This is a genomic window from Ruegeria sp. AP11, from assembly GCF_056535865.1.
Map to the genome: position 1 here is coordinate 787,989 of NZ_JBQFJB010000001.1, position 14,724 is coordinate 802,712.

11 protein-coding genes are annotated in these 14,724 nt (G+C 60.5%); 6 read left to right on the forward strand and 5 right to left on the reverse strand.

From position 1 onward, the window contains the following. Window positions 1–2 precede the first annotated feature (2 nt). On the reverse strand, window positions 3–1,490 hold the full coding sequence (gene hisS, locus ACR3E4_RS03980) for a histidine--tRNA ligase (protein WP_480535648.1): 1,488 nt from the start codon (window positions 1,488–1,490) through the stop codon (window positions 3–5). Window positions 1,491–1,618: 128 nt separating this feature from the next. On the opposite strand from hisS, the gene ACR3E4_RS03985 reads away from it, so the two are divergent. Continuing rightward, window positions 1,619–1,813, forward strand: a complete 195-nt coding sequence (locus ACR3E4_RS03985; protein ID WP_480535647.1) for a SlyX family protein — start codon at window positions 1,619–1,621, stop codon at window positions 1,811–1,813. A 10-nt stretch (window positions 1,814–1,823) separates the two neighbouring features. Here the strand turns inward: ACR3E4_RS03985 and ACR3E4_RS03990 are convergent, their stop codons facing one another. The 4 genes from ACR3E4_RS03990 to dnaE all read right to left on the reverse strand — a co-directional run bounded on the left by ACR3E4_RS03990 (window position 1,824) and on the right by dnaE (window position 7,024). Next, window positions 1,824–2,729, reverse strand: a complete 906-nt coding sequence (locus tag ACR3E4_RS03990; RefSeq protein ID WP_480535646.1) for a hypothetical protein — start codon at window positions 2,727–2,729, stop codon at window positions 1,824–1,826. A gap of 125 nt (window positions 2,730–2,854) precedes the next feature. Next, the gene (locus ACR3E4_RS03995; protein ID WP_480535644.1) at window positions 2,855–3,223 is read right to left on the reverse strand and encodes a hypothetical protein; all 369 of its coding nucleotides are present in this window, start codon (window positions 3,221–3,223) and stop codon (window positions 2,855–2,857) included. 5 nt (window positions 3,224–3,228) lie between these two features. Then, window positions 3,229–3,438 (reverse strand): YMGG-like glycine zipper-containing protein, encoded by a 210-nt coding sequence (locus tag ACR3E4_RS04000; RefSeq protein WP_480535643.1) that lies wholly within the window; start codon window positions 3,436–3,438, stop codon window positions 3,229–3,231. Window positions 3,439–3,523: 85 nt separating this feature from the next. Beyond that, on the reverse strand, window positions 3,524–7,024 hold the full coding sequence (gene dnaE / locus ACR3E4_RS04005) for a DNA polymerase III subunit alpha (RefSeq protein ID WP_480535641.1): 3,501 nt from the start codon (window positions 7,022–7,024) through the stop codon (window positions 3,524–3,526). A 342-nt stretch (window positions 7,025–7,366) separates the two neighbouring features. On the opposite strand from dnaE, the gene xdhA reads away from it, so the two are divergent. From xdhA to ACR3E4_RS04030, 5 genes are all read left to right on the forward strand, one after another. Further along, on the forward strand, window positions 7,367–8,728 hold the full coding sequence (gene xdhA, locus ACR3E4_RS04010) for a xanthine dehydrogenase small subunit (protein ID WP_480535639.1): 1,362 nt from the start codon (window positions 7,367–7,369) through the stop codon (window positions 8,726–8,728). Then, window positions 8,725–11,127 carry a xanthine dehydrogenase molybdopterin binding subunit gene (gene xdhB, locus ACR3E4_RS04015; RefSeq protein ID WP_480535638.1) on the forward strand — a complete coding sequence of 801 codons (2,403 nt, stop codon included), beginning with the start codon at window positions 8,725–8,727 and terminating at the stop codon, window positions 11,125–11,127. Before xdhA ends, xdhB begins: the two co-directional genes overlap by 4 nt. Beyond that, window positions 11,127–12,062, forward strand: coding sequence for a xanthine dehydrogenase accessory protein XdhC (gene xdhC / locus ACR3E4_RS04020; protein WP_480535636.1), 936 nt, complete (start codon window positions 11,127–11,129; stop codon window positions 12,060–12,062). Before xdhB ends, xdhC begins: the two co-directional genes overlap by 1 nt. Beyond that, on the forward strand, window positions 12,059–13,576 hold the full coding sequence (locus tag ACR3E4_RS04025; protein ID WP_480535635.1) for an ABC transporter ATP-binding protein: 1,518 nt from the start codon (window positions 12,059–12,061) through the stop codon (window positions 13,574–13,576). The genes xdhC and ACR3E4_RS04025 overlap by 4 nt, the downstream gene beginning before the upstream one ends. 63 nt (window positions 13,577–13,639) lie before the next feature. Further along, window positions 13,640–14,722, forward strand: a complete 1,083-nt coding sequence (locus ACR3E4_RS04030) for an ABC transporter permease (protein WP_480535634.1) — start codon at window positions 13,640–13,642, stop codon at window positions 14,720–14,722. The last annotated feature ends 2 nt before the right edge of the window (window positions 14,723–14,724 follow it).

A 14,724-nucleotide genomic window follows, 5' to 3' on the forward strand; every position in this document is an offset into this window, starting at 1 on the left:
GCTCAGTCCTGACTGTCCAGAATTTCGCGCACCTTGGAGACCAGATCGCCACGCGGCACTTCGAACTGGCTGGGGCGTTCTTTCCATTCCTCCAGCGTCGCGCTTTCAGCGATCTTCGCGCCCAGTATCAAATCCTTGATCTGCACGATGCCTCCCGCCTTTTCGTCACCGCCTTCGATCACTGCGATGGGCGAGTTCCGCTTGTCCGCATATTTCAACTGATTGCCGAAATTCTTGGGGTTGCCCAGATAGACCTCGGCCCGGATACCGGCATTGCGCAGCTCGGCCACCATGGCCTGATAGTCGGCCATGCGGTCACGGTCCATCACGGTGACGACCACCGGACCGGTTGCCTGCGCACTGAGGCGACCCTTTTCGCGCAGGGCGGCAAGCAAACGGTCGACACCGATGGAAACACCAGTTGCGGGCACTTCCTGTCCAGTGAAGCGCTTGACCAGATCGTCGTAACGTCCACCGCCCGATACCGAGCCGAACTGACGCTTACGGCCCTTCGCGTCAAAAATCTCGAAGGTCAGCTCGGCCTCATAGACCGGACCGGTATAGTAACCGAGACCGCGCACGACCGAGGGGTCGATCTCGATCCGGTCCGCGCCATAACCGCCCGCATCCATCAGGGCACCGATCTGTTCCAGCTCGGCAATGCCATCCGCGCCAATCTTGCTATCGCCTACGGCAGCGCGCAGGTTGGCCAGCGTTCCGGCAGTATCGGTAGCTTTCGAGGTCAGGAAGGCAATCACAGGCTCGGCCTGATCGTCGCTGAGGCCCACGCCGTCGATAAATGCGCCCGAGGCATCCAGACGGCCCTTGGTCAGTAACTCGCGCACACCGGCCTCGCCCACTTTGTCAAATTTGTCGATGGTGCGCAGGACGTTGTCGCGGGCGGCGGCGTCTTCACCCAGACCCATCGCCTCGAGCACGCCATTCAGAACCTTGCGGTTATTCACACGCACCAGATAGTCGCCGCGCGGGATTCCTACGGTCTCCAGCGTGTCCGACAGCATCGCACAAATCTCGGCATCCGCAGCCATTGACGCTGTGCCCACCGTATCTGCATCGCACTGATAAAACTGACGATACCGCCCCGGCCCCGGCTTTTCGTTGCGCCAGACCGGACCCATCGCATAGCGGCGATAAGGCGTCGGCAGATCGTTGCGGTGCTGCGCATAGACGCGGGCCAAAGGCGCGGTCAGGTCATAGCGCAGGGCCATCCAGTCGCCATTGCCGCCCTCGTCAAACTCCTGCCACGCAAAGACGCCTTCATTTGGGCGGTCCACGTCTGGCAGGAACTTGCCCAGCGCCTCGACGGTTTCGACCGCGCTGCTTTCCAAGGCGTCGAACCCGTAGCGATGATAGACACCCGCAATCGTCCGCAGCATCTCGGTGCGCTGCGAGACTTCCTGGCCAAAATAGTCGCGGAACCCTTTCGGCGTGACGGCCTTGGGGCGGGGCTGTTTCTTGGGCTTGGCCATGTCGGGCGTCCTTGGGCGTATACGTGTTCCGCGCGCGGTCTATCCCATGGCCTGCATCGGGGCAAGGCGGGGTTTCTCTGGCCATGGCGTCACAGGGTCGCTATGACCGGTCTCGAAGGAGACCCCATATGCAGCATCTGGAAGAACAGATCGCCCACCTGACCCGCACCGTGGACGAGTTGAACACGGTCGTGACCAAACAACAGGCCGAGATCGACCGCCTGACCCGGCGGGTCGAGATGCTGCTGCAGCGCGAGGCCGAACGGGCGCAGGAAGGATCAGGCGGGGTCGTATTCGGCGACGAACGTCCGCCGCATTATTGAGAGGTCTAAGTCAAGCCAAGCTTAGAATCTTGCGATGCTCCAACCCGGTCATTGACCAGTCGCGCCGACCACGCACCCTTGCGGCAAAGCCATCCAGCGCATCACCAAGTTGATCATCGAACCAAAGTGCCAGCGCGGTGCGCGGCAACATGGCCTTGTTGTGCTGATAAACGGTGACGAAAGTTCCGCCCTTGCCATCTGGCTCAAGCGTCACATCGAACTCTCCATCCGTGAGACGCCGGTTCTTAGGGTTTGAATTGCCAGAAAAGGAATAGCGGTATCGATTTGGCGCATCGCATTCCAGCACAGTTTGCCGCTGTTTTTGGAAAATGGATGGCCCCAAAAGGTAGGAAACATCGAGATTTGCAGGCTCTCCTGGAACGGGTTGCGCGTCATACAAAATCTGTTCCCAGCTCGAGCTTGAGCCACACTCGGCCAACGCAAAAGCAGGCCAGACCTCTTCGATCGGTCGCCGGACCCGCACACGGCGTCTGGATTTCCAATCCAGACCAAAGCGAAACCCATCCAACACAGTCCCGTATGTGATGGAGATAAAGGTCAGGAGCAAAACAAGTGAAATCACTCCAGTCGCAGCATCAGGCAAATTGAACAAATTTCGTAAATACTCTGCAGGCTTGAGTGCTTCATTGAGCAAAAGCCAGAACGATACCAATTCAACCATCATTCGCAGGCGGCGGAAGATCAGAACAAACAACGCAAGTCCGGCGAAAACAATTCCGCTGACAAGCGCAGTCGCCAGAGCGAAAACCAATAAAGTGATGAGGGGGCCAGAAACCGCAATCATCTCGACAATCTGGTCTTCAAATTGCTTCCAACGCTGCAATACGGCGTTCATTATCAGGAAAATGGTCCCAAACAGCAATCGGCGGCGTTGCCTGTAAATCAATCGAAACATGCTTTGCATACTCAAGTGGTAATTATTACAGATACTTGTCACTCAAGATGTTGGCTGGAATATGACGCGCAAGCACGGCCGAGAATAACTCGGCCATGGGACGGCAAATTCGATCTCGATTAGTCTTACAATCCCAGCGTCGACTTCACCGCGTTGTCGACCACGCCGCCCAGCAGGGCATCCTTATCCGCGGCACATCCTTCCGACAGTGCGGCGATAAAGGCTTCGCGCAGTTGGGCTTTTTCTTCGTCGGTGGTGGCGTGATCCTCGATATTGATCTGACGATTATAGAGAGACAGAGCTGTCATCTTGCCGACAACATCCACAACAAATTCTTCATCTCCGTCAGCCTCTTCCGCAATCGAGGCGCAGGTATAGTGCATCACAGGTAATGCGTCCTGTACCAGTTGCTCTGCTGCCTCATCCGCCACGGCAAATGTCGGAGCAACAACCAGAACGGCGCAAATGGCTGATTTGAAAGCGCTATGTATCATGACAGTCACTTCCAGTTATGTCCGATAATCGCACCGGCGACACCGCCGATTGCTGCCCCTTTGCCGTCTCCGATCAAAGCGCCGACACCCGCACCGACCAAAGCGCCCGTGATTGTCTTTTTCTTCTTGTCATCTGCCTGAGCAGCCGTGGCCAGCATCAGCGCGCATGTGGCCGCCAAGCCAAATGATCTGAAAACAATACCTGATTTCGCCATTTCGGAACCCTCCTGTGAAATGACCCCAAGGTTGTTTGATCAGACTAGCGGCGCACAACGCTTGTGGCAACAAATCGGGTGGGGATCAGATTTCCTCGACCGACATCACGCCTTCCAGCGATTTCAGGGCCCCCTTGATCTGCGGGTTGATCGGAAATTCTCGGCCCAGATCCATCTCGACATCACCGGGCAGGCCGGGGTCCAGCAGCAGCAGTTGGATCGGCCCGCGCGAAGCGCCTTTGGCGGCGGTCGCAGCGTCTTCGAGCACTTTGGCAACAGTGGGCAGCGCCTGCGCCTCGTCCACAAAAATGCGCAAACCGGTTGCGCCTGCGTCGGCCACCACGGAATCGACCGGACCTACCGACCGGCCCAGCAGCTTCAGCTGATCGGCCTCCATCGTCGCCTCGGCGGTCAGGACAACCTGTGCGCCGGTCTCAAGAAATTCACGCGATTTTTCCAGCGTTTCTGAAAACAGCGTAACCTCATACGCTCCGGTCGGGTCGGACAATTGCGCAAAGGCGAACCGGTTGCCGCGCGCCGACTTCCGCTCCTGCCGCCCGGCGACGACACCGGCCATCTTGGCGATCAATGGACCTGAACGCGCCTTTTCCATCACCTCGTCCAGCGTCAGCACCTGTTTGCGTTTCAACGCGGGCATGTAGTCGTCCAGCGGGTGGCCGGACAGGTAGAAGCCGATGGCCTTGAACTCTTCGCTCAGCCGTTCGGCGGGCAGCCAGTCGGGCGATGGGGACAAACGGGGTTCGGGCAGATCGTCGCCCGCCTCACCAAACAGCGACACCTGGTTCGAGTTCTTCTGTTCATGGATCGCCGCAGAATACTGGACAAGCCGGTCCAGACTTTCGAACACGCGGCGGCGGTTACCATCCAGCTGATCAAAAGCCCCGGCGCGCGCCAGCATCTCAAGCGGGCGTTTGCCGACCTTCTTCAGATCGACCCGGCGGGCGAAGTCGAACAGATTGACAAAGGGCTTGTCCTCGCGCCCGGCAACCACAAGGTTCATCGCCTCGACGCCCACATTCTTGAGCGCGCCCAGCGCATAGACCAGCTCTCCGTTCACCACGTCAAAAGTTGCCAGCGACCGGTTCACGCAGGGCGGCACATAGGGCAGCTCCAGCCCCTTGCGGACTTCCTCGAAATAGACGGCCAGCTTGTCGGTCAGGTGGATATCGCAGTTCATCACACCGGCCATGAACTCGACCGGGTGGTTCGCCTTCAGCCAGCCGGTTTGATAGCTGACCACCGCGTAAGCAGCGGCGTGGGATTTGTTGAAGCCGTAATTGGCGAATTTCTCCAGCAGGTCGAAAACCTCGGAGGCCTTCTTGGCATCCACGCCATTCTCGCCCGCGCCTTTTTCGAATTTGGGGCGTTCGGCATCCATCGCCTCTTTGATCTTCTTACCCATCGCGCGGCGTAGAAGGTCGGCGCCGCCCAGCGAATACCCAGCCATAACCTGCGCGATCTGCATCACCTGTTCCTGATAGACGATGATGCCCTGAGTTTCCTCAAGGATGTGATCGATCAGCGGATGCACGGATTCGATTTTGCGCAGTCCGTTCTTGACCTCACAATAGGTCGGGATGTTCTCCATCGGGCCGGGGCGGTACAGCGCCACAAGGGCCACGATATCTTCGATACAGGTGGGCTTCATGCGCTTGAGCGCGTCCATCATGCCCGAGGATTCCACCTGGAACACCGCCACCGTCTTGGCCGCCGAATAGAGTTTATACGTCGCCTCGTCATCCAGCGGGATGGCGTTGATCTGGTTCTCGGCCCCCTCGGCGGGTTCATAGAGTTCAGTGCCGTCCGCCGCGACATGCAGAGGACGCCCGGATTTGAAGATCAGATCCATGGCGTTCTGGATCACGGTCAGCGTCTTCAGACCCAAAAAGTCGAACTTCACCAGCCCGGCCTGTTCCACCCATTTCATGTTGAACTGGGTCGCGGGCATATCGGACCGCGGGTCCTGATAGAGGGGCACCAGCGCGTCCAAAGGCCGGTCCCCGATTACAACACCTGCCGCGTGGGTCGAGGCATTGCGCAGCAGTCCTTCGACCTGCTGGCCATAATTCAGCAGCCGGTCCACAACCTCTTCGTTTCGCGCCTCTTCGCGCAGGCGCGGTTCATCTTTCAGCGCCTTTTCGATGGAAACGGGTTTGACCCCCTCGACCGGGATCATCTTGGACAGGCGATCCACCTGCCCGTATGGCATCTGCAGAACCCGCCCGATATCGCGCACGGCTGCCTTGGACAGCAAGGCACCGAATGTGATGATCTGTCCCACCTTGTCGCGGCCATATTTCTGCTGCACGTAACGGATCACCTCTTCGCGGCGATCCATGCAGAAGTCGATGTCGAAGTCGGGCATCGAAACCCGCTCGGGGTTCAGGAACCGTTCGAACAGCAGCGAATAGCGCAGCGGGTCAAGGTCGGTGATCGTCAGCGCATAGGCCACCAGCGACCCCGCACCCGAGCCCCGCCCCGGGCCAACCGGGATGTCGTGGTCCTTGGCCCATTGGATAAAGTCCGCAACGATCAGAAAATAGCCGGGGAACCCCATGCCTTCGATGATGCCAAGTTCGAAATCCAGCCGTTCCTGATATTCCTCGGGCGTCACCGCATGTGGGATCACCGCCAGACGTTTCTGCAGGCCCTCATTGGCGATGCGGCGCAGTTCGGCGACCTCGTCATCAGCGAATTTCGGCAAGATCGGATCACGACGATAAGCCATAAAGGCGCAGCGCCGCGCGATCTCAACCGTGTTCTCGATGGCCTCGGGCAGGTCCGCGAACAGTGTCACCATCTCTTGCTGCGACTTGAAGTAATGCTGCGCGGTCAGGCGGCGGCGCCCATCCTGCTGGTCGACATACGCACCCTCGGCGATACAGATCAGCGCGTCATGCGCCTCATACATGTCCGAAGTTGGGAAATAGACGTCATTGGTGGCCACCAGCGGCAGGTTCTTGGCATAAGCCATCTCGACATGCCCACGCTCGGTCAGGCGTTCAGCCTCGGGCTGGCCATCCTCGCCGGGATGGCGCTGCAATTCGATATACAGACGATCCGGGAACATTGCGGCCAGACGATCGACCAGAGCCTCTGCCGCCGGGCGCTGCCCCTGTTGCAGCAGGCGGCCCACCGGGCCGTCCGGGCCACCGGTCAGGCAGATCAGGCCCTCGGACCGCGCTGCCAGTTCCTCGAGTGTGACCTGCGGCAACTGCCCGCCCTTGTCCACATACAGACAGGAACTGAGCTTCATCAGGTTCTCATACCCCGCCTCGGACTGCGCCAGCAGCACCAGCGGAGCGGGTGCTTTTGGCTTCTCGCCGGGCTGCGGCTGCACATATGTCAGATCGACCTGACAGCCCATGATCGGCTGCACGCCCGCCCCGCTGGCGGTCACGGAAAACTCCAGCGCCGAGAACATCGAATTGGTGTCCGTCACCGCAACGGCGGGCATCTCTGCTTTTTCGCACAAAGCGGGCAGCTTTTTCAGCCGCACAGCGCCTTCCAACAGGGAATATTCGGTGTGAACGCGGAGGTGAATGAATCGAGGGGTACTGCTCATGACGCCTACGCTATCCCAGCCAGCGGCGCTGCAAAAGCGGGAACCGCAGCATTGAAATGGGCAAACAATCACCGCCTATTATTCGGAAATTTCAGAAGGTGCTTCGGGTGACGGCACATTCAGCAATCAGAAAATACTTTAGTTTCAAGCAGCTGATCCCTAGAAATACACGACACACCGCCGTCGGCTGGGTTCAATGATGTATCATGCAGGTAGTTTTTCTTGCCAGATGAGGCGCGCTGTTTCTAACATCTTACGGCAAGCTACCGCCCGCCACTCTTTCTACGTCGCATCGAAGGAGGGCCGAACGGGCGCAACCGGGTAACGCGACGGGTTTCTCGTATGAATATCACGTTTCTTCTGAACGGAGAGACAGTGGAGTTGTCGGATGTCGATCCGACGGCCACCCTGCTGGATTGGCTGCGCGACGATCGCGGCCTGACCGGCACCAAGGAAGGCTGCAACGAAGGCGATTGCGGTGCCTGCACCGTCATGGTGACGGATGAAGACGGCCACAAGGCGCTGAACTCCTGTATCCTGTTTCTGCCGCAACTGCATGGCAAGGCTGTGCGCACCGTCGAAGGGGCAAGCGGCCCCAATGATGAGGCGCACCCGGTACAACAGGCGATGGTCGACCTGCACGGCTCGCAATGCGGCTTCTGCACGCCGGGCTTCGTGATGTCGATGGTCGCCAGCCATGCCAATGGTGCGACCGATCACGACACCCAACTTGCCGGAAACCTCTGCCGCTGCACCGGCTACGCCCCGATCATCCGCGCCGCCAAAGCTGCCGAGGAACAGCCTGTACCGGTCTGGGTCAAGGACAAACCGGTCGCTGCGCAAGTATCCTCACCGATGCTGCCGAGTTCGTCCGACGAATTGGCCAATGTGTATGCAGAACACCCGAACGCGACGCTCGTCGCCGGAGCCACGGATGTAGGTCTCTGGGTCACCAAACAACTGCGCCATCTGGACCCGGTGATTTTTCTGAACCGCTGCGACGACCTGAAACAGATCGCCATCACCAAGGATGAAATCCGATTTGGCGCCATGGTCGACATGAACCGCATGGGCGAGGCGCTGTTCGATCTGCACCCCTCTTACGCCGAGATGATCCGCCGCTATGCCAGCGTTCAGGTGCGCCATGCCGCGACCGTGGGTGGCAACATCGCCAATGGCTCGCCCATCGGGGACAACCCGCCCGCGCTGATCGCCTTGGGCGCAACCCTGCATCTGCGCAAAGGTGACGCGCGCCGGTCCTTGCCTCTTGAAGATTTCTTCATCGACTACGGCAAACAGGACCGCGCCCCGGGCGAATTCGTCGAGGCCGTCAGCTTCCCGCGTCAGCCGGACAGGTTGAAAGCCTATAAGCTCAGCAAACGGTTCGATCAGGATATCTCGGCTGTCTGCGGCTGCTTCAATATCACCGTCTCGGACGGCACTGTCACACAAGCGCGGATTGCCTTCGGTGGTATGGCGGGCATTCCCAAACGCGCCTCGAACGTCGAGGCCACGCTGATCGGCAAACCATGGACGCACGAGACCGTACAGGTCGCTCTGCCGGCATTTGCCGACGACTTTACACCGATGACGGATATGCGCGCCTCGGCCCACTACCGACTGGAGACCGCCAAAGCGATGCTTGAACGCTATTTCTTCGAGGATCAGGGCGAAGTGACCAACGTGCTGGAGGTATCGGCATGAGCGTGACCAGACCCCTTCCCCACGACGCGGCCCCTTTGCACGTTTCAGGAACCGCGCGGTACGTGGATGACATCCCGACACCCAAGGGCAGTTTGCATCTGGCCTTTGGCCTCAGCCCGATTGCCAAGGGCAAGATCACCGCAATGGACCTGTCTGCGGTGAAGGCTGCCGAAGGCGTCGTGATGGTGATGACAGCGGATGATCTGCCCTTTGCCAACGACGTCTCGCCTTCGATCCATGATGAGCCGCTGCTGTCGGACGGCACCGTCCACTATATCGGTCAGCCGGTGTTTCTGGTCATCGCCACCAGCCATCTGGCCGCCCGCAAAGCCGCCCGGTTGGGCAAGATCGACTATGCCAAAGAAACCCCGATCCTGACGGTCGAAGAGGCTCTGGCCGCCGACAGCCGGTTCGAAGACGGCCCGCGCATCTATGCCAAGGGCGATGCGGATGCGGCCATCGCCGGGTCTGCCCATGTGATCGAAGGGTCCTTCGAGCTTGGCGGGCAGGAACATTTCTATCTGGAAGGTCAGGCCGCTTTGGCCGTGCCGAATGAGGGCGCGGATATGCTGGTCCACAGCTCGACCCAGCACCCGACCGAGATCCAGCACAAGGTCGCTGACGCGTTGGGCGTTCCGATGCACGCTGTCCGGGTCGAGACCCGCCGGATGGGTGGCGGCTTTGGCGGCAAGGAAAGTCAGGGCAATGCGCTGGCCGTTGCCTGCGCCGTGGCCGCCCGTACGACCGGCAAGGCGTGCAAGATGCGCTATGACCGCGACGATGACATGACCATCACCGGCAAGCGCCATGCGTTCCGCATCGCCTATAAGGCCGGATTTGACGAGAACGGCCATATTCAGGGCGTCTCGTTCCATCAATATGCCATCTGCGGTTGGGCGCAGGATCTGTCCCTGCCCGTCGCCGACCGCGCGATGCTGCATTCGGACAATGCCTATCTGCTGCCCAATGCGCGGATCGAAAGCCACCGGCTGAAGACCAACACCCAATCCGCCACCGCCTATCGCGGCTTCGGCGGTCCGCAGGGCATGGTGGGCATCGAACGCGTGATGGACCACGCCGCGTATGAGCTTGGCCTGGACCCGGTGGAACTGCGCCGCCGGAACTACTATGAGCCGGCCCATGCGGTTGCCGAGGTCGCGCCGTCCGAGAAACCCCTAGGCCACCCCGACCCGCATGAGGACCTGACCAGCCGTGGCGCGGTTGAAACCGGGGACGCCCCCGTGCGCCCTCTGCCCGCTGGCGGCAATACCACGCCCTACGGGATGGAGGTCAGCGATTTCGAGCTGCACGGGATGACTCAGGCCCTGCTGAAATCCAGCGACTACGAAGCGCGCAAGGCCGCCATTGCGAAATGGAATGCCGAGAACCGCGTGATCAAGAAGGGCATCGCCTTCTCTCCGGTCAAGTTCGGGATTTCCTTCACGCTGACTCACCTGAATCAGGCGGGCGCGCTGGTGCATGTGTATCAGGACGGCTCGGTCCACCTGAACCATGGCGGCACCGAGATGGGTCAGGGCCTGTTCCAGAAGGTCGCACAGGTGGCGGCCTCGCGCTTTGGCATCCCGCTGGAGATGGTGAAGATCACCGCCACGGATACGGCCAAGGTACCGAACACCTCGGCCACGGCGGCCTCCTCGGGCAGTGACCTGAACGGCATGGCGGTGAAAGCGGCCTGCGACACGATCCGCGACCGCATGGCGGACTATCTGGCCGAACGGCATCAAGCCGACCCATCGGTGGTGGTCTTCGCAGATGGCCATGTGTCGGTCGGCGAAGAACGCTACACCTTCGCAGAAGCCGCAGCGCTGGTCTATCAGGGCCGGGTCAGCCTGTCGGCGACCGGTTTTTACAAGACACCCAAGATCGAATGGGACCGGATCGCCGGACGTGGCCGCCCGTTCTTCTATTTCGCATACGGCGCCTCGATCACCGAGGTTGCCGTTGACACTCTGACCGGCGAGAATCGCATCCTGCGCACCGATATCCTGCATGACGCGGGCGCATCGCTGAACCCGGCGCTGGATATCGGACAGGTCGAAGGCGGTTATGTGCAGGGCGCGGGCTGGCTGACGACCGAGGAACTGGTCTGGGACGGCAAAGGCAATCTGCGCACGCATGCGCCATCGACTTACAAGATACCGGCCTGTTCGGACCGGCCGGACATCTTCAACGTGTCACTTTGGGATGGCGAGAACCGCGAGGATACCATCTATCGCTCGAAAGCGGTGGGCGAGCCGCCCTTCATGCTGGGCATCTCTGCGTGGCTGGCGCTGTCCAATGCGGTGGCAGCCTGCGGAGACAGCTATCCGGCATTGGATGCACCGGCCACGGCCGAAGAGGTCTGGAAGGGCGTCCAAAGGATGAAGGGAGGCATCTGATGGGATTTGACCTGGAAGCTTTGAGGGAGGCGGTCAAAACCCACGGAACAGTGGTCCGGGTTGTCATCGCCGGGATCAAAGGCTCGTCTCCGCGCGAAGTGGGCGCTGCGATGCTGGTCTGGAATGGCGGGCAATCCGGCACCATCGGTGGTGGCACGCTGGAATATCAGGCCGCCGAGGCCGCGCGGTCGCAAACCGCCGCAGCCCGCCTGACACATCACGCGCTTGGGCCCGACATGGGGCAATGCTGCGGCGGGGCGGTTTCGCTGCTGAGCGAGATCTATGACAAGAAAACCGTTGAGGTGCTGGACGACACCGTCATCGCACGGTCAGCCTCGGGCGGAGATATGCCGCTGTCGGTCAAACGCGTCCTCGCGGCCGCACGCGGTCAGGGCATCGTTCCTGCACCACAGCTTGTCGACGGCTGGATGGTTGAACCCGTTCACAAACCGAACCGCCAGCTTTGGATCTGGGGTGCGGGCCATGTGGGGCGTGCTTTGGTCGATGTTCTGGCACCGCTGCCTGATCTGGCGATCACCTGGGTCGATACCGGCCCGGAACGGTTTCCGGATGCAATTCCAGCCGGTGTAACTGCGGTTCCGGCTGCAAAACCCGCCGAACTGGTACGCCATGCGCCGCACGATGCCGAACATCTGGTGCTGACATATTCGCACAATTTGGATCTGGAGTTGTGCAACCGCCTGCTTTCGCACGATTTCCGCTTTGCGGGACTGATCGGCTCGGCTACCAAATGGGCGCGATTCCGGTCGCGGCTGGCGGCCCTTGGACATCCGCCCGAACGGATCAGCCGGATCACCTGCCCGATAGGGGATCCCGGACTGGGCAAGCACCCGCAGATGATCGCCGTGGGCGTCGCAGCACAACTGCTGCGCCCCGCCCGGCAAAACGATTTGAAGAAGGACCTGAGCGCGTGACCACTCCACTTTTGAGCCTGCAAGGGCTGACCAAAGCCTATCCCGGCGTCGTGGCCAATGATCAGGTGTCTTTTGACATCGGAGAAGGCGAAGTTCATGCTCTGTTGGGCGAAAACGGCGCGGGAAAATCCACGCTGGTCAAGATGATCTATGGGCTGGTGAAACCCGACAGCGGCACGATGCTGCTGCGAGGTCAACCTTTTGCCCCGCCTGAACCGCGCGCCGCGCGGGCCGACGGGATCGCCATGGTGTTCCAGCATTTCTCGCTGTTTGACGCGTTGAACGTGGCTGAAAACATCGCGCTGGGGATGGAGAACCCACCCCCGATGGGCGACCTGGCGTCGCGCATCCGGGATGTGTCGGAAACCTATGGCCTGCCGTTGGACCCCTATCGCACGGTAGGTGACTTGTCCGCAGGTGAGCGCCAGCGGGTCGAAATCATCCGCTGCCTGCTGCAGGACCCCAAACTGCTGATCATGGACGAACCGACCTCGGTTCTGACGCCGCAGGAGGTAGATATCCTGTTCGAGACGCTGAACAAATTGCGGTCCGAGGGCACCTCGATCCTGTATATCTCGCACAAGCTCGAAGAAATCCGCACCTTGTGCGACCACGCCACGATTCTGCGGCTGGGCAAGAATGTGGGCGAATGTGTGCCCGCCGAGACCTCGGCGCGGGATATGGCCGAGATGATGGTGGGCTCGACCCTGCAAACCCCGGAACGGTCGGGGCGTGAATTCGGCGAAGTTGCGTTGGACGTCAGCGGACTTTCGGTACCCTCACCGTCCGAGTTCGGCACCGCGCTGAAGAACGTACACATGACCGTGCGCAAGGGCGAGGTTCTGGGAATCGGCGGCGTTGCCGGGAATGGGCAGGACGAGTTGCTGGGCGTGCTGTCGGGCGAAATCCCGACGGCGGCAGATGCGATCAAGTTCAACGGTCAGCGGATCGGCAAACTGGGTCCGACCGCGCGGCGCAAACTGGGCGTGTTGACCGCGCCCGAGGAACGGCTAGGCCATGCGGCAGCGCCGGACATGAGCCTGACCGAAAACGCGCTGCTGACCGGCTCGGTGCGCGAAGGGCTGGAAAACAACGGCTTTCTGAAATGGTCCGAGACCAAGAGTTTTGCCGAGAAGATCATTCAGGACTTCGACGTCCGCACGCCCGGGCCTGAAAACGCGGCGCGGTCGCTGTCGGGGGGCAACCTGCAGAAATTCGTCATAGGCCGCGAGGTGTTGCAGAACCCCGATGTGCTGGTGGTGAACCAGCCGACATGGGGGGTGGACGCGGCAGCGGCGGCGGCAATCCGGCAGGCCATTCTGGATCTGGCAGCCAAAGGGACGGCGGTGATCTGCATCAGCCAAGATCTGGATGAGCTGATGGAGATTTCGGACAGTTTTGCCGCGCTGAACGAAGGGCGGCTGAGCGCGCCGCGCCCGACCACGGGTCTAACCGTGGATGAGATCGGCCTGATGATGGGCGGTGCCCATGGCATGGAGGTGGCACATGTGTGATCCGTGGCGTCGCCTTCGGCGAGAGTATTTGAAAAAAGATGAAGAACGCAGGGGGATGCGCAGATGATAGTGTTGGAGAAACGGCCTCAGCCGTCCAAGGCGTGGTCTTATGCGACCCCCTTGGTTGCGGTGATCGCCACGATGGTGTTCGGCGGCATTCTGTTCGCCATTCTGGGCAAGAACCCGATCGAAGCAATCGGAACCATTTTCTGGGAGCCCCTGTTTGGCGAATTCGCCTTTTACTATCGCCCGCAATTGCTGGTGAAAGGGGCGCCATTGGTGCTGATCGCCATTGGCCTGTCACTGGGCTTTCGGGCCGGTATCTGGAATATCGGCGCCGAGGGACAGTATATCATGGGTGCCATTTTCGGTGCCGCTGCGGGATTGGCATTCTATCCACTGGATGCCTGGTACATCTTTCCAATCATGATCATGGCCGGCGCCGTGGGAGGCTGGATATGGGCGATGATTCCGGCCTTTCTGAAGGTCCGTTTCGGCACCAATGAAATCCTCGTCTCGCTGATGCTGGTCTATGTGGCCGAGCAGATGCTGGCCTCGGTTTCGCTGGGTTTGCTGAAGAACCCCGAGGGGTTCGGCTTTCCCGGCTCGCGCAACCTGCAATCCTATGACAGCGCGCATAATGCCGAACTGATCGCCGGGTCGGGGATGCACTGGGGCGTCGTGACCGCGCTGATCGCCGTGATCTTTGCCTATATCCTGCTGAACCGCCACATGCTGGGCTTCCACATCCGCCTGACGGGCGAGGCCCCTAGGGCGGCGAAGTTCGCCGGTGTGAATCCGGCGCGTCTGATCCTGTTCTGTCTGGGACTGTCGGGCGCTCTGGCAGGGCTTGCGGGGATGTTCGAAGTCTCGGGCCCCTCGGGCGTGGTCAGCATCGACTTCAACGTCGGCTATGGCTTTACCGCGATTATCGTGGCCTTTCTGGGACGTCTGCATCCGGTGGGCATTCTGTTGGCCGGTGGCCTGATGGCGTTGACTTACATCGGTGGTGAAATCGCGCAGTCCCAATTGGGCCTGCCTGCCGCCGCCATTCAGGTGTTCCAGGGGATGCTTCTGTTCTTCCTTCTGGCCTTCGATCTTCTGACAAACTACCGCATCCGTGCGGCCCGTAGCGAGGTAGCGTAACC

What these genes read in the sequence shown, in the direction of transcription:
- hisS (WP_480535648.1), bottom strand. Translation starts at nt 1,490, where the DNA reads ATGGCCAAGCCCAAGAAACAGCCCCGCCCCAAGGCCGTCACGCCGAAA.
- ACR3E4_RS03985 (WP_480535647.1), top strand. Translation starts at nt 1,619, where the DNA reads ATGCAGCATCTGGAAGAACAGATCGCCCACCTGACCCGCACCGTGGAC.
- ACR3E4_RS03990 (WP_480535646.1), bottom strand. Translation starts at nt 2,729, where the DNA reads ATGTTTCGATTGATTTACAGGCAACGCCGCCGATTGCTGTTTGGGACC.
- ACR3E4_RS03995 (WP_480535644.1), bottom strand. Translation starts at nt 3,223, where the DNA reads ATGATACATAGCGCTTTCAAATCAGCCATTTGCGCCGTTCTGGTTGTT.
- ACR3E4_RS04000 (WP_480535643.1), bottom strand. Translation starts at nt 3,438, where the DNA reads ATGGCGAAATCAGGTATTGTTTTCAGATCATTTGGCTTGGCGGCCACA.
- dnaE (WP_480535641.1), bottom strand. Translation starts at nt 7,024, where the DNA reads ATGAGCAGTACCCCTCGATTCATTCACCTCCGCGTTCACACCGAATAT.
- xdhA (WP_480535639.1), top strand. Translation starts at nt 7,367, where the DNA reads ATGAATATCACGTTTCTTCTGAACGGAGAGACAGTGGAGTTGTCGGAT.
- xdhB (WP_480535638.1), top strand. Translation starts at nt 8,725, where the DNA reads ATGAGCGTGACCAGACCCCTTCCCCACGACGCGGCCCCTTTGCACGTT.
- xdhC (WP_480535636.1), top strand. Translation starts at nt 11,127, where the DNA reads ATGGGATTTGACCTGGAAGCTTTGAGGGAGGCGGTCAAAACCCACGGA.
- ACR3E4_RS04030 (WP_480535634.1), top strand. Translation starts at nt 13,640, where the DNA reads ATGATAGTGTTGGAGAAACGGCCTCAGCCGTCCAAGGCGTGGTCTTAT.